This window comes from Providencia sp. PROV210, assembly GCF_028479445.1.
Lineage (GTDB): Bacteria > Pseudomonadota > Gammaproteobacteria > Enterobacterales > Enterobacteriaceae > Providencia > Providencia rustigianii.
Genome location: NZ_JAMPNQ010000005.1, coordinates 248,979 through 268,401 on the forward strand (window position 1 = coordinate 248,979; position 19,423 = coordinate 268,401).

19 protein-coding genes are annotated in these 19,423 nt (G+C 39.1%); 11 read left to right on the plus strand and 8 right to left on the minus strand.

Features of this window, described 5'->3' with window-relative positions:
* Nucleotides 1–53 precede the first annotated feature (53 nt).
* The 9 genes from PR761_RS05195 to fdnI all read left to right on the plus strand — a co-directional run bounded on the left by PR761_RS05195 (nucleotide 54) and on the right by fdnI (nucleotide 8,446).
* Nucleotides 54–779 (plus strand): sulfite exporter TauE/SafE family protein, encoded by a 726-nt coding sequence (locus PR761_RS05195; RefSeq protein ID WP_112836519.1) that lies wholly within the window; start codon nucleotides 54–56, stop codon nucleotides 777–779.
* Nucleotides 780–1,041: 262 nt separating this feature from the next.
* A complete protein-coding gene (locus tag PR761_RS05200) occupies nucleotides 1,042–1,371 on the plus strand; it encodes a hypothetical protein (protein ID WP_006813533.1) in 330 nt (109 codons plus the stop codon).
* Between the two features lie 22 nt (nucleotides 1,372–1,393).
* Nucleotides 1,394–1,972: a hypothetical protein gene (locus PR761_RS05205; protein WP_112836521.1), complete on the plus strand. Its 579-nt coding sequence runs from the start codon at nucleotides 1,394–1,396 to the stop codon at nucleotides 1,970–1,972.
* Between the two features lie 105 nt (nucleotides 1,973–2,077).
* Entirely contained in the window at nucleotides 2,078–2,506 is a 429-nt protein-coding gene (locus tag PR761_RS05210) for a TOBE domain-containing protein (RefSeq protein ID WP_006813531.1), read from the plus strand.
* A gap of 317 nt (nucleotides 2,507–2,823) precedes the next feature.
* Nucleotides 2,824–3,090, plus strand: a complete 267-nt coding sequence (locus PR761_RS05215; protein WP_071599531.1) for a DUF2798 domain-containing protein — start codon at nucleotides 2,824–2,826, stop codon at nucleotides 3,088–3,090.
* A 62-nt stretch (nucleotides 3,091–3,152) separates the two neighbouring features.
* Nucleotides 3,153–3,476 carry a YnfA family protein gene (locus tag PR761_RS05220; protein WP_006813529.1) on the plus strand — a complete coding sequence of 108 codons (324 nt, stop codon included), beginning with the start codon at nucleotides 3,153–3,155 and terminating at the stop codon, nucleotides 3,474–3,476.
* Nucleotides 3,477–3,841: 365 nt separating this feature from the next.
* Nucleotides 3,842–6,889, plus strand: coding sequence for a formate dehydrogenase-N subunit alpha (gene fdnG / locus PR761_RS05225; protein WP_146751280.1), 3,048 nt, complete (start codon nucleotides 3,842–3,844; stop codon nucleotides 6,887–6,889).
* A gap of 11 nt (nucleotides 6,890–6,900) precedes the next feature.
* Complete coding sequence (fdxH, locus tag PR761_RS05230; RefSeq protein ID WP_164717570.1) at nucleotides 6,901–7,788, plus strand: formate dehydrogenase subunit beta; 888 nt, start codon at nucleotides 6,901–6,903, stop codon at nucleotides 7,786–7,788.
* Nucleotides 7,781–8,446, plus strand: coding sequence for a formate dehydrogenase-N subunit gamma (gene fdnI / locus PR761_RS05235; protein ID WP_112837538.1), 666 nt, complete (start codon nucleotides 7,781–7,783; stop codon nucleotides 8,444–8,446). The genes fdxH and fdnI overlap by 8 nt, the downstream gene beginning before the upstream one ends.
* Nucleotides 8,447–8,491: 45 nt before the next feature.
* On the opposite strand, the gene PR761_RS05240 is transcribed toward fdnI, so the two are convergent.
* Both PR761_RS05240 and PR761_RS05245 read right to left on the minus strand, forming a co-directional pair.
* Complete coding sequence (locus tag PR761_RS05240) at nucleotides 8,492–9,037, minus strand: GNAT family N-acetyltransferase (RefSeq protein ID WP_154611241.1); 546 nt, start codon at nucleotides 9,035–9,037, stop codon at nucleotides 8,492–8,494.
* Nucleotides 9,034–9,474, minus strand: coding sequence for an acetyltransferase (locus PR761_RS05245; RefSeq protein ID WP_154611242.1), 441 nt, complete (start codon nucleotides 9,472–9,474; stop codon nucleotides 9,034–9,036). Before PR761_RS05245 ends, PR761_RS05240 begins: the two co-directional genes overlap by 4 nt.
* Nucleotides 9,475–9,726: 252 nt before the next feature.
* Between PR761_RS05245 and agp the strand changes: the two genes are divergently transcribed.
* Nucleotides 9,727–10,980 carry a bifunctional glucose-1-phosphatase/inositol phosphatase gene (gene agp / locus PR761_RS05250; RefSeq protein WP_112836525.1) on the plus strand — a complete coding sequence of 418 codons (1,254 nt, stop codon included), beginning with the start codon at nucleotides 9,727–9,729 and terminating at the stop codon, nucleotides 10,978–10,980.
* A gap of 267 nt (nucleotides 10,981–11,247) precedes the next feature.
* Here the strand turns inward: agp and PR761_RS05255 are convergent, their stop codons facing one another.
* The gene (locus PR761_RS05255; RefSeq protein WP_006813521.1) at nucleotides 11,248–11,685 is read right to left on the minus strand and encodes a universal stress protein; all 438 of its coding nucleotides are present in this window, start codon (nucleotides 11,683–11,685) and stop codon (nucleotides 11,248–11,250) included.
* 206 nt (nucleotides 11,686–11,891) lie between these two features.
* Nucleotides 11,892–12,488 (minus strand): tetratricopeptide repeat protein, encoded by a 597-nt coding sequence (locus PR761_RS05260; protein WP_223844781.1) that lies wholly within the window; start codon nucleotides 12,486–12,488, stop codon nucleotides 11,892–11,894.
* A gap of 745 nt (nucleotides 12,489–13,233) precedes the next feature.
* Between PR761_RS05260 and PR761_RS05265 the strand changes: the two genes are divergently transcribed.
* Nucleotides 13,234–14,562: an amino acid permease gene (locus PR761_RS05265; RefSeq protein WP_006813519.1), complete on the plus strand. Its 1,329-nt coding sequence runs from the start codon at nucleotides 13,234–13,236 to the stop codon at nucleotides 14,560–14,562.
* Nucleotides 14,563–14,666: 104 nt separating this feature from the next.
* On the opposite strand, the gene PR761_RS05270 is transcribed toward PR761_RS05265, so the two are convergent.
* The 4 genes from PR761_RS05270 to mdtG form a co-directional block, all read right to left on the minus strand.
* Complete coding sequence (locus PR761_RS05270) at nucleotides 14,667–15,074, minus strand: acyl-CoA thioesterase (protein ID WP_006813518.1); 408 nt, start codon at nucleotides 15,072–15,074, stop codon at nucleotides 14,667–14,669.
* Nucleotides 15,075–15,214: 140 nt separating this feature from the next.
* Complete coding sequence (locus tag PR761_RS05275; protein ID WP_115164145.1) at nucleotides 15,215–16,006, minus strand: PhzF family phenazine biosynthesis protein; 792 nt, start codon at nucleotides 16,004–16,006, stop codon at nucleotides 15,215–15,217.
* A gap of 134 nt (nucleotides 16,007–16,140) precedes the next feature.
* Nucleotides 16,141–17,673 carry a peptide MFS transporter gene (locus PR761_RS05280; protein ID WP_006813516.1) on the minus strand — a complete coding sequence of 511 codons (1,533 nt, stop codon included), beginning with the start codon at nucleotides 17,671–17,673 and terminating at the stop codon, nucleotides 16,141–16,143.
* Nucleotides 17,674–18,051: 378 nt separating this feature from the next.
* Nucleotides 18,052–19,275, minus strand: a complete 1,224-nt coding sequence (gene mdtG / locus PR761_RS05285) for a multidrug efflux MFS transporter MdtG (protein WP_006813515.1) — start codon at nucleotides 19,273–19,275, stop codon at nucleotides 18,052–18,054.
* Nucleotides 19,276–19,423 lie beyond the last annotated feature (148 nt).

Sequence of the window (19,423 nt, forward strand, 5' to 3'; positions counted from 1 at the left end):
TTTTCTAGCTAAATAAAATCACTCTAAACATAAATAAACAGAGTTGATATAGCATGCTAACAGGTGAAATTATTATCATTATAACCGCGGTGGTGGCTGGGGTGATTAGTGGGGTGACTGGGACAGGCTCATCATTGTTGTTATTGCCTTTATTAGTTCAAGCTTATGGGCCCAAACCAGCAATACAGGTTATGGCACTTGCCGCAGTTATTGGTAATCTTTCGCGATTTTTTGTTTGGTGGCGACAAGTGGATTGGAAAGTCACGCTTGTTTATTCAGTGACGGGCGTACCGTGTGCGGCGATTGGAGCATATTTATTGCTTATATTCCAGTCTACGCTTATTGACCTGCTATTGGGGGTATTTTTTTTATGTGTTGTCCCATTGAAGCGATTAATGGATCATTTTGAGTATAGAATTTCGCTGCCTCAAGTTGGGTTTTGTGGGGGGATTATCGGTATTTTGACTGGGATTGTGATGTCTACGGGGCCATTAAGTGTGCCTGTTTTTGTTTCTTATGGACTGAGAAAGGGCGCATTTTTAGGTTCTGAAGCGGCGAGTGCGTTACTGCTTTACTCCAGTAAGATAACCACATTTGCAGCACAGGGGGCATTACCAATGACAATTGTGATAAAAGGAGTTTTGTTAGGGCTAGGTATTTCAGTTGGTACTGTGATGAGTAAACATTTAGTCTTCAGGTTATCGGAAAAAGTCTCTACATTATTGATTGACATTATCTTATTTATATCTGGCAGTTTTTTTATTATTAAGTCGATATAATGATAAAAAAATAGCCCACCGTTCGATGGGCTTAAACTACATAATATGTTATTCAGGTTAATCATACCGAATAAAAATATAACAGTCTGTAAGAAAGTGAATCTTATTTCATTTGTGTAAATAAATTAATTGCAATTTTTAAAATGAAAAAATCACCTAAATTTTGGGGTGTTAATCATATTAAGAGTAATACTGATTTGTAAGAGTCATTCAATAATATTACCATTGAGAACATTTTTAGCTTCAGTAGGCAGTTTCAAAAATGCTAGCAAAATACATCTTACAGGCCATCAGCCATAGTAAAATTTGTCACCTGATTTTAGATGAAAATAATAAAGATGCACTTTCTGAAGTTAATCAAAGGATTCGTAAATGGCAATTTCAAAATGGCGTCATTTTACAATGCCTAGAAGAAACTGAATTAAATATTGCTGAATGTGATAGTCAATGCCCAGAACATTGGATTATATGGGAGGTGATTAAAACAAATGGGGAGCCAATCTTGCCAGTACGAAAAGAATTTTTTAGCCTATGCCAGCAAAAATTTTGGTTAAAAATGAAGTTGAGTGAAGATACTTTAATTAAATACTAATTATTATAAGGTATTGGTAGCTATGAAATTTTTTATTTTCATTCTTATTGCGTTTATTTCAGGATGTACCTCTGAGCCTTCAAGAATATTACCTGAAAAGGAAATGGTCATAAAGATAAAGTCAGATGGTCAGTTAGGCATCATTGCAGAATCTCAAGATACTACGTATTTATTCATAGATGAAAAGGCTAAAAAACAATTTAAAATTTATGCCGAATTTTTGGCAGAATTTCAGGATGATATTAGTGGGGTTAGCATTACTTTTCTTCAATCAAGCATAGATGATACCGTATATGCAACATATGTTAATTATATTCCAGAAGAAAAAATTAAAGCTAAGAAACAGTTGTTTAGCAAATATCATGACCGAAGTCATACATCTGAAGGTATTACAACAGTAGGGTTCAATGCGGATGGACATTTTATAACACAACCAAATACCTTGCCTGAGCAATATCGACTGCCAAATCCTATAGAAATTAGAATTAAACAAGTAAAAAAAGGGGAGGAACATAATGATTTTCAGGGCATTGGTGTGGGGCTAATATTGCCAATTATAATTCCCTTTATGATGATAGGTTGTATGACGGGACCTTGTTAAAATTAATTATCGGATTTATTCCGATAATATGATCCAGTCAATTGAATCACATCATCTGAATTACTATCATCACTTATTGTAATTTCCCATAACATGAGGTTTCGTATGTCAATTTCAGCTCGTAATCAGCTTGCCGGTATTGTGGAATCCGTAGTAGCTGGCGCAGTAAATGATGAGGTTGTTTTAAATCTAGGGAATGGGGAAACCATTTCAGCGGTGATTACTAAAAATAGTACTCAATTACTTGGATTAGAAAAAGGCAAACGCGCAGTCGCTATTATTAAAGCACCATGGGTAGTTTTAGTTTCGGATGAAAATGAATATCTGTTTTCTGCGCGTAACCAATTTAATGGGCGAGTAGAGTCTATCGAAACAGGTAGTGTCAATGCGGTTGTTCATATTAAAACTAATGCGGGCACTCAGTTATCTGCTGTTGTCACTAACAACAGTGTGGATGAAATGAAATTATCAGCAGGAAGTAAAGTTACTGCCATTGTGAAAGCATCTAGTGTGATTTTAGCAACCAAGAAATAAATTATTATTGTTTGGTAAGAAAGGTTCTATGTGACCTTTCTTTTTCTCGCATACTAATGTGAGTTTAAAGAACATTGTCTTATTTATGTTTATTATGTCGTGCATCTTAACGAGAAATCATTTTTTAAAATAAGATGCCGAGATAAAATGCAAAAAATGGAACTAATGTTAAATCGCTATTGACAAAAATAACATAAAGATTAGAATGATTCTCATTAGTCTTAAAGACTCGTAAGCGTTTACGTTAATCAACGCATATAACTTTGTTACATCAACAGTTATATGCTGTTGTGTATGCGTTTATCTATGGAGTCTTTATGTCGTATCAAGATCGTAATTATGTTTTAGGTATTCCTAAACTTCCTGTCAGAGCAATGTTTTTTCTTGTTCCCTTCTTTTTATCTCTGGTAATGAGCGGTATTGTTTCATTAATCAGTACAATCCGGGCGCTCGGTTTTACTTCTGAGATATTTTCGCCGTGGATCAGTTCCTGGGGAATTTCGTGGTTCATTGCTTTTCCAACAGTCTTATTCGTTTTACCTATTGCACGGCGAATTTCATTGTTACTTGTGAAGTCAGCCTAACTGAATATGCCACCCAAATTAGGGTGGCGAATATAATGATGACCTATTAAAAAATAAAAATTATGCCTATAAAGATTATTGGATTATTTATTATCACGGCCATTGCTGAAATTGCTGGCTGCTACTTTCCTTATTTATGGATGAAAAAGCAGGGTAGCCCATGGTTATTATTACCGGCTATTCTGAGCTTAATGCTGTTTGTGTGGCTATTGACGCTACATCCTGAGGCCAGCGGACGAGTATATGCTACCTATGGTGGTATTTATATTGTGACCGCATTAATTTGGTTGCGATTCGTCGATGGTGTCACGTTAGCGACTACAGATTGGATTGGTGCACTGGTTGTCTTACTGGGCGCCGGTATTATTATTAGTGGCTGGAAATAATATAAATAGTTATTCAATAAGAGCCTATTAAAAATCTACTGTAAAACATAAATTATATTATTTGTTATGGTGAAATAGGTATATACCACAATATAACAATATTATTTTTATTAATTTAAATTTGTTAAAGTGTACCTATATTGATTATTAATCCAATATTATCTTTCTTAATCTAAATATCCCTTAATTTGATCTGAATCAATTTAACAATAATTACCCATAAAGTAGTAATTTTAATTGATGTTTAACTACTCAGTTAATATTAATTAACCTTTATCTTCACTTTCATTGATTTTAGGCAATATCTGATTACAACTGACTGATATTCTTTCCGCGATTATACAAACAATAAAAAGAGGCTAATAATGAACGTCAGTCGCAGAAAGTTTTTTAAAATCTGCGCCGGCGGGATGGCAGGTACAACTGTAGCTGCGTTAGGTTTTATGCCAGGAATGGCAATGGCTAATGTACGTGAAAATAAATTACTTCGGTCTAAAGAGACCCGTAATACTTGTACCTACTGTTCTGTTGGTTGTGGATTATTAATTTATAGTATGGGTGACGGCGCAATGAACGCCAGATCTGCAATATTCCATGTAGAGGGAGATGCAGATCATCCAGTGAACCGAGGTGCTTTATGCCCTAAAGGTGCTGGATTACTCGACTATATTCGCAGTGAGAGTCGTTTGCGTTATCCTGAGTATCGTGCCCCCGGCTCGAATAAATGGGAACGAATCAGTTGGGATGATGCCTTTACCCGCATTGCTCGACTCATGAAAGATGACCGTGATGCCAACTTTATTGAAAAAAATGAGCAAGGCACGACGGTAAACCGTTGGTTGTCGACAGGGATGCTCTGTGCATCTGCTGCGAGTAACGAAACGGGAATGTTAACTCAAAAATTCGCTCGATCGCTCGGTATGTTAGCGGTCGATAACCAAGCGCGAGTCTGACACGGACCAACGGTAGCAAGTCTTGCTCCAACATTTGGTCGCGGTGCGATGACCAACCACTGGGTTGATATTAAAAATGCCAATGTGATTATGGTGATGGGGGGTAATGCTGCTGAAGCTCACCCTGTCGGATTCCGTTGGGCTATTGAAGCGAAAAACAATAATGATGCAACGTTGATTGTGGTTGACCCGCGTTTTACGCGTACCGCATCAGTTGCTGACCACTATGTTCCTATTCGCTCAGGAACAGATATAACATTCTTATCTGGCGTTCTACTTTATCTTATTGAAAACAATAAAATAAATGCTGAATACGTTTATAATTATACCAATGCGGCATTAATTGTCAGGGATGATTTTGAATTTAATGATGGCTTATTTAGTGGCTATGACCCTGAAAAACGTCGTTATGACAAAACTACGTGGAACTATCAATTTGATGAGAATGGTTATGCACTTAGAGATGACACGCTGCAAAACCCACGCTGTGTTTGGAACCTCTTAAGAAAACACGTTTCTCGTTATACACCTGATGTTGTTGAGAATATTTGTGGTACGCCAAAAGCAGACTTTCTTAAAGTGTGTGAAATTCTTGCGACCACCAGCGCAGCAGATAAGGCAGGAACTTTCCTATACGCGTTAGGTTGGACTCAACATACAGTTGGTGCTCAAAATATTCGTACCATGGCAATGATCCAATTGTTGTTGGGGAATATGGGTATCTGCGGCGGTGGGGTGAATGCCTTACGTGGACACTCAAATATTCAAGGCTTAACCGACTTAGGTTTGCTATCAACTAGCTTGCCGGGATACTTGACTCTACCATCTGAAAAACAGTTGGATATCGAGAGCTATTTGGCCGCGAATACACCGAAAGCCACGTTACCCAATCAGGTGAACTACTGGAGCAATTACCCGAAATTCTTCGTCAGTCTGATGAAATCTTTCTATGGGGATGCGGCGCAAGCTGAAAACCAATGGGGATATGATTGGTTACCGAAATGGGATCAAGCTTATGATGTCATGAAGTATTTTGACATGATGAGCAAAAATAAAGTCAACGGTTATATCTGCCAAGGCTTTAACCCAGTGGCATCATTCCCAGACAAAAATAAGGTTGTTAGCTGCTTAAGTAAACTCAAATACTTAATCACCATCGATCCATTGACCACCGAAACAGCGAGTTTCTGGCAAAACCACGGTGAAATGAATGATGTGGATCCTGCATCCATTCAAACCGAAGTTTTCCGTTTACCTTCAACTTGCTTCGCTGAGGAAGACGGGTCAATTGCCAACTCTGGACGCTGGTTACAATGGCACTGGAAAGCGGCAGATGCGCCAGGCGAAGCCCGTAACGATGGACAAATTCTGACGGGGATCCTACATAAAATCCGCGAAATGTATGAGCAAGAAGGTGGTAAAGGTAGTGAACCACTGATGCAAATGCGTTGGAATTATAAGCGCCAATTCCATCCGGAATCGGAAGAAGTCGCGAAAGAAAATAACGGGATTGCTCTGGTCGACTTGTATGATGCAGATGGCAACTTACAAGCGAAGAAAGGTGAATTGCTGAACTCATTTGCTCTCTTGCGTGCAGATGGTTCAACCGCATCGTCTTGCTGGATCTATACCGGTAGCTGGACAGAGAAAGGCAACCAGATGGCAAATCGCGATAACAGCGACCCATCGGGGATTGGTAATACATTAGGCTGGGCGTGGGCATGGCCATTAAACCGTCGAGTGATCTATAACCGTGCTTCTTGCGATACCAAAGGTAAGCCGTGGAATAAAGATTTGGTCTTGATTGAGTGGAACGGTAAAAAATGGGTTGGAAATGATGTACCTGACTTCAACGCATCTGCGCCAGAAGTGGGTACTAGTCCTTTTATCATGCAGCCAGAGGGCTTAGGTCGTCTATTTGCTATTGATAAAATGGCTGAAGGTCCATTCCCTGAACATTATGAGCCATTTGAAACACCATTAGGAACTAACCCATTACATCCAAATGTGGTTTCTAACCCGGCGGCGAGAATATTTGAGGAAGACAAGCAGCGTCTTGGTGACCATAAAGAGTTCCCTTATGTGGGAACAACTTATCGCTTAACGGAGCATTTCCATACTTGGACTAAACATGCACTTTTAAATGCGATTGCTCAGCCAGAACAGTTTGTGGAAATCAGTGAAACTTTAGCGAAAGCGAAAGGCATTGCACTGGGTGACAAAGTGAAAGTGAGCAGCAAGCGAGGTTTCATTAAAGCGGTAGCCGTGGTGACTCCTCGTCTGCAAACTCTGATGGTTGATGGTAAACCTATTGAAACGGTAGGGTTACCTATTCACTGGGGCTTTGAAGGTGTCACTCAAAAAGGCTTCATTACAAACACGTTAACGCCATCCGTGGGCGACGCTAACTCTCAGACTCCTGAGTATAAAGCGTTTTTAGTTAACATTGAGAAGGCGTAAGGGAGGGAACTATGTCCATGCAATCTCAAGACATTATTAAACGTTCCGCGACCAACAGCATTACGCCTCCACCACAGGCGCGTGACGATAAATTTGAAGTCTGTAAGCTCATTGATGTGTCATCCTGTATTGGTTGTAAAGCTTGTCAGGTAGCATGTTCCGAATGGAACGACATTCGTGATGAAGTAGGGCACTGTGTTGGTGTTTACGATAACCCGACAGATTTAAGTGCGAAATCTTGGACGGTGATGCGTTTCAGCGAAGTGAGTGAACAAGGCAAGCTGGAATGGTTAATCCGTAAAGATGGCTGTATGCACTGTGCTGATCCTGGTTGTTTGAAATCGTGCCCATCTGCGGGCGCGATAATTCAATATGCCAACGGTATCGTGGATTTCCAATCTGAACACTGTATTGGCTGTGGTTACTGTATTGCGGGATGCCCATTTAACGTTCCTCGATTAAATCCAAAAGATAATCGTGTGTACAAATGTACTTTGTGTGTTGACCGCGTTGCGGTAGGGCAAGAGCCTGCCTGTGTGAAGACTTGTCCAACAGGTGCAATTCGTTTTGGTACCAAAAAAGAGATGTTGGAGTACGGTGCTGAGCGAGTTGGAAAACTGCAAAAACGTGGTTATGCCCAAGCCGGAATTTATGATCCTGAAGGTGTTGGCGGAACGCATGTGGTATATGTACTTCATCATGCTGATAAACCTCAACTTTATCATGGACTGCCAAAAGACCCTCAAATTGATACCCCAATTAATTTGTGGCAGAGCGTGTTGAAACCACTGTCAGTTGTGGGCTTTATAGCCACATTTGCCGGTCTCATTTTCCATTATGTGGGAGTCGGGCCGAACAAAGAAGTGGATGATGAAGAGGAGAAAGATGACCATGAGTAAAAAGAGCAAAATGATCGTTCGGACTAAATTTGTTGACCGAGCGTGCCACTGGACTGTTGTCATCAGCTTTTTCTTGGTTGCTTTGTCTGGTATCGCACTGTTTTTCCCAACTTTAAAGTGGCTAACCGAAACATTTGGTACCCCGCAAATGGGGCGAATTCTGCATCCATTTTTTGGTGTACTGATTTTCGTGGTGCTGATGTTTATGTTTGTCCGTTTTGTGAAACACAATATTCCCGACAGAAAAGATGTTCCATGGATCTTGAATATTGTTGAAGTTCTCAAAGGTAACGAACATAACGTCGCTGATGTTGGTAAGTACAATGCAGGTCAAAAAATGATGTTCTGGAGTATCATGAGTATGATTTTTGTACTCTTGATTACCGGCATCATCATGTGGCGTCCTTATTTTGCGCATTTATTCCCAATGTGGATGGTGCGCTGGAGTATTCTCGTCCATGCATTAGCCGCCATCATTCTGATCCACGCCATTCTTATTCATATGTATATGGCATTTTGGGTGAAAGGTTCTATTGATGGAATGATTGAAGGTAAAGTCAGCCGTCGTTGGGCTAAAAAGCACCACCCACGCTGGTATCGTGAAGTTGAAGCAGAAGAAGCTAAAGCTGAAGCAAAGGCTGAAGTAGAAAAAAGTTAATAGCTTCCTACGGGATAATTAGCTGATAAAGCCACTGTGGCGAACCTACAGTGGCTTTTTTAATCGATAAAGTACGTGTTCGGCAAGAGGATGGTCATGAGGTAATAAGGGATGCATAAAGTTTGAGGTATCTTTCGTCATACCTAGCTTCTTCATCACACCTTCTGATGGGGTATTGGTTACTGTTGTAAAAGCCACTAATTCATCAAGATGTAATTGCTCAAATGCAAATTTAATCACTTCCCTAGCGGCTTCAGTGGCATAGCCATAGCGCCAAAATTTAGGAAGTAAGCGCCATCCTAGCTCTACACAAGGTGAAAAAGGCAATTGTGCTGTTGGAATATTTAAACCAACAAACCCAATAAATTCCCCTGATTCCTTTAATTCAATTTTCCAGAGGCCCCAACCACCTTGCTCGGCAAATTTATCCATCACTGTCGTTAAGAATTGCGCATTTTGTTCTTTATTGAGAATAGAAGGAAAATATCGCATAACATCGGCAGAGCTATTGAGCTCATATAGCGAATTTATATCATTTTGTTCCCAGCCACTTAGTCGTAGACGAGAAGTTTCTAGCTTATATATTTTCATGATTTTCTGAGTCTCATATGTAATAGAGGAAAAGGATTTCCTTCCCCATCAATCTCTGAGCGAGCATATTGAACAAACCCCATATGTTGATAGAAGCCAACAGCTTGAGGATTCTGTTCATTGACATCGAGTTCATTAATGCCAAGCTGAGTAATTGCATATTGCAAAAGTTTTTTACCTATACCTATCCCTTGGTAATGAGGATCAATAAATAGCATTTCAAGGCGGTTTTCCCCAGTCCCTAAAAAGCCCATTATTTTTTGCTGATTATCTAAAGCGATAAAAATAGAAAGGTGAGGTAGATATTGTTCTCTAATAGGTTTTTTCAGCGCTTTTATATTTTCTTCGGGTAAAAAATGATGAGTCGCTCTAACGGAGGCTTCCCACACGTGAATAATCTCATCGTAATGTGATGCACTGGCGGGTTGTATATTCATGACATTCTATCCTTGTTTGAAGGAAATATCTTAATTTATGAGTGAATAATGTCAATATTTGATGACTATTTAGCTTTAGCGGAATTTTGGGATATTACTCTCAGAAAAAAAAGATAACTTCTTCATTATTAGAAGATATGTTTCTGAATTTTTTATAAGCACTATACTTTGTTGGACATTGAAGCTTATTCATAACTCTTTCAATATTTCTATAAATTCGATATCTCTATAAATAATGGTAGGAGTAGGTTGATGAAATTTAAAATGCTAACAGTTTGTTTATCGGCGGCATTATTAACACCGATGGCCCCTGCATTGGCGAATACCGACGATGCTAAAAATATGGAGTTAAACCAAGTTTTAGTATTGAGTCGCCATAATTTACGTACTCCTATCGTGAATACGGGGATCTTGAGTGAGATAACGAATAAAAAGTGGCCGGGATGGGATGCTCAAAGTGGCTATTTAACAACCAAGGGTGGTGCGTTAGAAGTTTATATGGGCCATTATTTTAGGGAGTGGTTGGACAGTAAAAAACTGTTTGCAGATGAACTTTGTCCTACCAGTAGTGATGATATTTATGTTTATTCAAATAGTCTGCAACGGACTATTGCGACGGCACAATTTTTTAGCGTCGGCGCATTTCCCGGTTGTAAGGTAAATATTCACCACAAACCCGAAATTGGTAAGATGGATCCAGTATTTAATCCGATTGTGACAAATGGTTCTCCAGAATTTAAAAAGCAAGCGATTGCTGCGATGGAAGCACATTTAAAAGGTTTGAATTTAAAATCAGGCTATGAAGAACTGGATAGCGTGCTGAATATTAAAGATTCCAAAAAATGTACTACAGAGAAACTGTGCAATCTAGCGACGCCTAAAAATAGTTTTATTATTGAAGAAGATAAAGAGCCAGGAGTGAGCGGTCCATTGAAGATGGCTAATTCAGCGGTTGATGCGATTGACTTACAATATTATGAAGGTTTTCCAAGCCAAGATGTTGCTTGGGGCTTAGTGAATACTGATGATAAATGGAAAAAGCTGAATACCCTGAAAAATGGTTACCAAGAAACGTTATTTTCACCCAAAATTATTGCTAAAAATGTGGCCCATCCTCTATTAAATTATATGAATAAAGGCTTTGTTTCAGTCAATAAAGGTGAGACAGCTAAATTCATTCTGTTAGTCGGACATGATTCTAATATTGCCTCTGTACTTTCAGCGATGGATTTTAAACCTTATCAGTTACCAGAGCAGTACGAACACACACCGATTGGCGGAAAGTTAGTATTCCAACGCTGGACGGATAAACAAGACGCCAAAGACTATGTGAAAATTGAATATGTTTATCAATCTTCAAACCAGTTGAGGGATACGGCTTATTTATCACTCGAAACACCGCCGAAGCATGTCACACTCGAGCTGAAAAATTGCCCAATTGATAAAAATGGTTATTGTGCATGGGAAGATTTTGAAAAAGTCATGAAATCAGCACTGAGTCAGTAATCGTTATTTAGGCTGAAAATTTAACTTCAAAGTAGATAGCTCACTGTATGTGGGCTATTTTATGTTTGAGTAGGGGTAAAAAACCCTGCCCAGAAGAGCAGGGTGTGAAAATTCACGAAAATGTTTATGAGCCTCTAATTTACCTTAAAAATTGGTGATTAGGGGTTATAAATTGTATGGTTTTACCTTTTAATGTAACAAAAATTTAAGGTAAACATTGTAGATGTTAAATAGGGTTTTTGTTTTGTAAAAAACTTAAAAAACAAATTAACGCACTACAAAAACACTGGTTTTAGCATAGCGAACTACAGAGGCTGCGTTCGATCCAAGTAAATAAGTCGACATACTTGGTCGACGAGAGCCAAGAAGAATCACATCTGCTTTAATGTCTTCTGCCATGGCTAAAATTTCATCTTTAACGGAGCCGATAGTTGCCGTTGCTTGCACTTTATCCGCAGGAACAGAAAATAACTTAATTTTCTCGTTTAATTCATTAAGGATAATTTCAATCTGTTTTTGATCATCCGGAAAATCACTTGGCAAAATGGTGCCGCCATAGCGTAGATAATTTGAAATAGGGGCTGTAACGGCAAGAAAATGCACTGTGGCATTATTCATTTTTTGCATCGCGTTAACATGAGGAACTAACATTTGAGTGAGCGCGTCTTCGGTAACATCAATAGGAACTAAAATTGTATTGTACATAATTTCTCCTTTTTTCTTTTATATTATAAGTTTAGTTCATTTCAATCAGTTTTTAAATTGATTGTTAATAAATTAATAGTAGAGAATTTTTGAGCCAAATAATGTGAGCGAGAATACGCTATTGATGATTTCAAAAGGGAATATGTGAAGTATAAACGATAACTTTATACTCAGAAGTTATCGTTTATCAGAATAAAATAAAGGGATTATTTTTTCGAACAAACGTCTTTTAGTCCACCCTTGCAGGCCTTTTCTATATACTCAGTACCTAGCTTTTCATTAAAGTCTGTTCCTTCCCCATTTTGGAGCATTTTCCCAACTTGATATTGAGCGGGAGGGAATTTTTTTTCAGCGGCTTTTTGGAACCATTCAAAGGCGACAATATAGTTTTGCTTAACACCAACACCTTGGTAGTAGAATTGTCCCATATAATTCATGGCTTCAACATTACCTTTGCTGGCAGACTTTTCAATCCATCCATAGGCAGTTTCAAAATTGGCTTCAACCCCGTTACCATTAAGGTACATATCTCCCAAAAATAGTTGGGCATCTGCATTACCTTTGTTTGCTGCCATGGTTAGCCATTTTTTTGCTTTAGGATAATCTTGCTTAATTTCATTTCCTAAATAATAGCCAATTCCCAACATGACTTGAGCTTTTAAATCACCTTTTTGAGCTTGTTGCTCCACAAGTTTAATCGTTTCTGGTGGTACAGCAGCAAGAGTTAAATTAATGGAGAAAAAAAAGAGAAATATAAATGTGATTATCCGCAACATGGTTTTTTTTCGTCTTAAGTTGGCCATGAATATCCCTATTTCAAGATAAGCTAGAAATAGCATTATTGAAAAAGTAATGACTTTTTATAACCCTTAAAGAATAAAGATACTCTACTGTCATATCGAGCAAATATCAATCTCTTGCCAAAAATACAAATCATTTGAGTGAGTTACACATTTTATGGATGTTATAAAAACCACTAATCTTGTCGACATAACATAACAACAAATTTAATTTTAATAAATTAGATTAATCGGATAGATTTCGACTTGCCTTGAGATGAAAACGTGGGAATTAAATATTATATATAAAATACAGGTAGTGAATAATTTCAAAAATTCACAAATTTAGAACAAAATACAGAATTATTAGTAATGACTGTGCTTGAAATTATGCTTTCTTGTGATGTTTAGCACGAAATAAATAATCAATTGTTGGAATTGTTAATAAGGATTTTTAGGGATTTAAATTATTTATATATTATAAATCAAATGGTTGCGCTAATTTTTAAGATAAACTCTTCTTGGGCGTTATTTATGTCGTTGGATAGAGATATTTCCATCTTAATGCTCTTTTAATAGAAAAACTTTCTCTAAATGTGGGGTTTTATAGGCTAATAAAGAGATAATCTTTCTCCTGTATTTCCTCTATGATGACTTCATGATAATAGCCTGCAAATAACTAAGGTTATTGAAATAAATAACCACTTAAATCGCATCTAAAACAATAAATTTTATCATTAAGGCGTTCAACAATATTAAGTGAGTAATTATGGCAACGATTCCTACGATAGATAATCTTAACGACAAAAAAGGCTCTACCGCAGCATCACGAGCAGGAATGACTGACGAACAATGGCGTGTGGCAACGAAGTTTGATGGTACGGATGTAGGTTGGGTGATCATGAGTATCGGTATGGCTATTGGTGCTGGTATTGTATTTCTTCCTGTACAGGTTGGGCTAATGGGACTGTGGGTTTTCTTGCTCTCTTCTGTTGTCGGTTATCCTGCAATGTATTTATTTCAGCGACTATTTATTAATACGTTGGCTGAGTCTCCAGAATGTAAAGACTACCCTAGTGTGATCAGTGGGTATTTAGGTAAAAACTGGGGAATGCTTTTAGGGGCTCTTTATTTTGTCATGCTAGTGATTTGGATGTTTGTTTATTCCACTGCAATTACCAATGATAGTGCCTCTTATTTTCAAACTTTCGGTGTCACTGAGGGATTATTATCGGATAGCCCTTGGTATGGATTAGTTTTAATTTGCATTTTGGTTGCCATTTCTTCTCGTGGGGAAAAGTTACTATTTAAACTATCCAGTTTTATGGTTCTAACCAAATTATTTGTCGTCGCGGCTCTGGGGATTTCCATGGTCGGAATGTGGCATCTTTATAATGCGGGGTCGTTACCGCCAGTTGGACGTTTGTTCAAGGAAGCAATTATTACACTGCCTTTTACATTAACCTCAATTTTGTTTATTCAAACCTTGAGTCCAATGGTTATTTCATTTCGTAGCCAAAATGTGAATCGTGAAGTTGCGCGTTATAAAGCGTTGCGAGCAATGAATATTGCGTTTGTTATTCTATTTTGCACGGTATTTTTCTATGCAGTTTCCTTCACGCTAGCAATGGGGCATGAAGAGGCAGTGAAAGCTTATGAGCAGAATATTTCAGCTTTGGCTATCGCTGCAAAATTCTTCCCTGGTGGATGGGTTACGGTTGTTAGCGTAATGCTGAATATTTTTGCAGTCATGACGGCATTCTTTGGGGTTTACTTAGGCTTCCGTGAAGCTACTCAAGGGATTGTGATGAACATTCTTCAGCGCATGATGCCAGTTGAGCGTATTAATGAGACATGGGTAAAAAACGGTATCATGGTATTTGCCGTGCTACTGGCTTGGGGGGCGATTATTCTTAACGCACCCGTTCTCAGTTTTACATCAATTTGTAGCCCAATTTTTGGTATGGTTGGTTGTTTAATTCCCGCTTACTTGGTGTATAAAGTGCCAATGTTACACAAATATAAAGGCATCTCTTTATATTTGATTATTTTCACTGGAATTTTATTGTGCATCTCGCCATTCTTAGCGTTTGCCTAATTTGTGAGAAATAAAACGATAATATGCGCTCAATGTTGGATAATTGGGCGCATATTTTTATTTTACCTAACTAGATAGTTTATAGGCAAATGGAGGGAAAAATTTTACTGCTCAAATAACGGGGTTGGCTTACCATTATCATCGATAGCGACAAAATTGAATTGTCCGTGAATCACTTCTTCACGCCCTTCGGCATACATATCTTCTAAAAAGATAGAAACATTAACAGTAAGGCTAGTTCTGCCTACTCGAATAACTTCACCCACTAATTCAACAATGGTGCCTGATGGAATCGGATGCGTAAAATTGATTTTTTCTGTAGAAACCGTCACGAGTCTTTTACGACAAAAACGTGTCGCAGTAATAAAGGAAACTTCATCCATCCATGCTAATGCAGTCCCACCAAATAAAGTGCTGTGGTGGTTTGTGGTGGTTGGAAATACAACTTTAGATACGTGGGTTACAGATTGTTCAATTTTTTGCTTGATGACATCATCAACGTCAGAACTCATATTTAAACCTTACTTTCTTTGAATTATCACTATTTAAAAACTTGAATCAGTAAAAATAATTACTTACCGGAACATTAATGCACATATTATTAATGTTGCGAATAAGTGTAATCTTGATCACAAATAAATACAGTAATTAATCAAACGTGAATCGTTCCGGCTAAAAAGAGTGTTGCTTTTCCCGTCAATTTGACGCGACTTTGGTCAACCAGACAGTCTATTTTTCCACCTCGTGCAGAAATTTGGTGACCAATTAATGCATTTTTTTGTAATCGTTTAGCCCAAATTGGTGCGATAGCACAGTGGGATGTCCCTGTCACCGGATCCTCATTCACCCCTTTTGCGGGGGCAAAATAACGAGAAACAAAGTCAGCTTGGTCATCATGATTTTTGGCAGTGATCGTCAGGCCGGGTAATGGAAGCTGTGCAAGTTGAGCCATATTAGGTTGGCAATCTTGAACTTGTTCGGGTGAGTCGACAAAGCAGAGATAGCGATCTTTGGCTATCCACAATTCAGAAATAGGTGTATTCAGGATTGTCGATAATTGTGGATAATCTACCAAATCAACACGTTGGCTTTCTAAAATGGGGAAGTCGAGTGTAAAACTATCTTGATGTTTATGAACAGTGAGCTCACCGGATAGGGATTGAAATATGATGGGGTTAGTTGGGTGCCCTCTGAATTTATTTAAAATAAATGCTGCGGCTAAGGTCGCATGTCCACATAACTTAACTTCAACAACCGGTGTAAACCAACGAATATGCTCGTCCACCAAAAAAGCCGTTTCTGGCAAGTTAATTTCTGCAGCAATTGCAATTAACCTTTCATCAGGAAGCCATTCATCCAATAAAACCACCGCAGCAGGATTACCGTGAAATAGCCTATCAGTAAATGCATCGACATAATAAATCGGAATAGAAAGCGTTTTCATGGCGAGAAATCCTTGTTAGGTCTTTGAGTGAGGTTTGATAAAAATTGAGGATGAGTATAGCGGGAATTTAAACCAAGAGGAGTGTCGGCTCAATAATTTTTAATCACTTATTGAGCCGAGCAATTTTGCGTTAATTACTTCGCTTTAGCGTCGTTTTTATCTGCATTCTGTAGCATTTTTCTGACAGGGATAATCAGAGCGGCTAGCACGATAGCACAGATAACAAGAGCAATAGAGACGTGAGAGAATAAATCAGGCATTGAATCTAATTGGTCTTTACGGATATTTCCGCCCATGATCCCCGCGGCTAAGTTACCAAGTGCGCTTGCACAGAACCATAATCCCATAACCTGACCGCGCATTTTCTGTGGTGCGAGTAAAGTCATGGTTGCCAATCCGATAGGGCTTAAGCAGAGCTCACCTAACGTCAGTAATAAGATACTGCCCACTAACCAGAATGGAGAAACACCAGATTGAGTTGCCAGTACTTGGTTAGCAGCAACCATCATAATAGCGAAACCACCCGCGGCGAACAGAATACCAATAACGAATTTGGTCATGCTGCTTGGATTCATATTGCGCTTGGCTAATGAAGGCCAGAACCAGCTAAAGATTGGTGCTAATAGAATGATAAACAAGGCGTTTATTGACTGGAACCAAATCGTAGGGATTTCAAAATCACCCCATTGACGATCAGTATAATCACGGGCAAAGATATTGAATGAGGTTGGTTTTTGCTCAAATGCGGACCAGAAGAAAGCAGCTGCTACTAACAGAATTAAACAAGCCAGTAAGCGGGAGCGCTCACTACTGTTTAAACCTGCGCAGAAGAACATAAAGATAAAGTAGATACCCACACATGTTGAAATGATGTATGCCGAGCTTTTGGCGATGACGGTTGGGTTGAACGGGATGGTTCCGTTAGTGATTAACGTGACAAGAACCGCCAGTGCAGCCAACGCAAGTGTTACCCATTTACCCACATTTTTACGCTGTACAGTAGGGTGATTCCATGTGGAGTCTAAACCCACTTCTTTATCATAACGACGCATTTGTGGAATGGCATAGAAACGGAAAATTAGTAGGGCGATAACCATACCTAGGCCACCTAAACCGAAACCTAAGTGCCAGCCGTATTTTTCATGGAGTGGACCAATAATTAATGGGGCAATAAATGAGCCCATATTGATACCCATGTAGAACAGCGAGAAACCGCCATCACGACGAGTATCTTCTTTCTTATATAGAGTTCCTACCATCACGGTGATACAGGTTTTAAACAGACCTGTACCTAATACAATTAGTAATAAACCAACGAAGAAGAAGGTATTAGTAAATACGGCAGATAAAGCGATGGATAAATGACCGAATGCAATGATCAGTGAGCCATACCAAACTGCGCGGCGTTGGCCTAGCCAGTTATCGGCTAACCAGCCACCCGGTAATGAAGTGATATAAACACCACCAGCAAAGATACCGACAATAGCGGAGGCTTGATCAATCGGAAGCCCCATACCGCCTTGTAATAAGGCTGCGCTCATAAACAGGATCAGAAGGGGACGAACGCCATAGAAAGAGAAACGTTCCCACATTTCTGTGAGGAAAAGCGAACTTAGCGGGTAAGGATGCCCGAAAAAGGTTTTAGTTTTAGTCGCAGAATGACTCATGTGTAAACTCCAATACATGTTGTCTTGTGAGGTTGTGCCTGATTGTGTACATCGAGTAGAAAGCTCAAGTACTATTGTTTTGATATGTTAATGCAGTGTTGCAAACATATTTTCGGCATACATTATTATAAAATGGCTTATAAGCAGAATGAATTTATTGTAAAAAAGTTACTTTTAAGATGAATATTCGATGTAACTCTCATTTCTTACTATAAGGTTGGGAAGAATAACGGATTTTGATTGACATTAAAAGAATGTTTTCTGAATCGATTAAGTTAATTAAAAACATGGAGTTATAAAGGTCTTTTGTGGGTTATAAACTTTTCGTTTAAAAGATAATAAAAAGTTATGTTTATGCATGGGGATCATACTTAATCGCTACTCTTCAGATGGGGTTGCTCTAAGCCCATCCGACTGCCTTTTTATGACTATCCAAGAGTAAATAAAATTGAAAAGAACTAAGGCTGCCGTAAAGAAAAATACGGCTCTAAATCCATAGGTTGCAGCAACAAATGATCCCATTAATGGTCCGGTTACATTTCCTACATCCCGTAGAGCTTGGTTATAACTGAATATCCGCCCAGTGACTTGGTGGGATATATTATAAATAATTAAGATTTGTACTGCGGGCAAGAGTGCCGCATTAAGAGCGCCGAGTACAAAACGTAATGCCCCTAATTCCCAGTAGTTACTGACCAATCCCATAGGAAATAGGACAAAAATGGAGGCGGCCAGTACCGCGAGTAATACTCGGTCTGGACCTATTCGGTCACTTAACTTCCCTAATAATGGCGCGCTAATTAATGCGGCGACACCAGGAACTGAGGCAATGATCCCACTAATAAGCGCAAGGTTATCATGGGATTCGGCAAGCTCTCTAACGTATAGAGTGAGTACTGGATTGATTGAACCAATCGACGCCTGAATAATCATGGTGGTAAAAAAGAGGCTGATCACGAGATTTTTATTACGTAATGAAGCAAATACTTGTTTTCCCGTTAATGCATCTTTACGAGATACTGGGGTAAAGCGTTCGCGAACATAGAATAGGGTAACGAAAAAGCAGATAAACAATACGCTGGCGGTGATAAAAAACACAGGGCGCAAGCCATATTGGTCAGCGAGTAATCCACCAATTAAAGGACCGATAAGAGCACCACTTACCGCACCTGTTGCCAATATCCCCATTGCCCAACCACTTTTATTGACAGGAACTTGGGTGGCGATTAATGCATTGGCATTAGGGACAAATCCGCCTAATAAACCCAGCAAAGCGCGCAATGCTAGGAGTTGCCAAATATTCTGGGCAAAACCAATCAAAACCATCACAATCGCCATACCGAGTGCAGAGCGTAATAGCATGAGCTTACGACCTTTACGGTCAGACAAACGCCCCCAGAATGGTGCCGCAATGGCAGAGAATAAAAAAGTGATACTAAAAACAGCACCTGTCCACAGGCTAAGAGATGCGTGGTCAGTAATGCCCAGCTCTTCAATATAAAGGGGAAGGAACGGCATGATGAGGCTAAAGGCTGCACCCGTTAAAAAGCAGCCGAACCAGACGACATATAGGTTGCGTATCCAATATGTGTTTTTTTTCATGCTATCCCTTCATACTTCGCGCTGCAGCGTTGTTGGCTGCACAATCTAATCCTAGTCACATACTTTTGTATGCTCCTAGGTCTTATCTTGCTGGCCGCCTAGCTGCAACACGAATTATTTTGGGAATGCTCCGTTGATACTTCGCGCC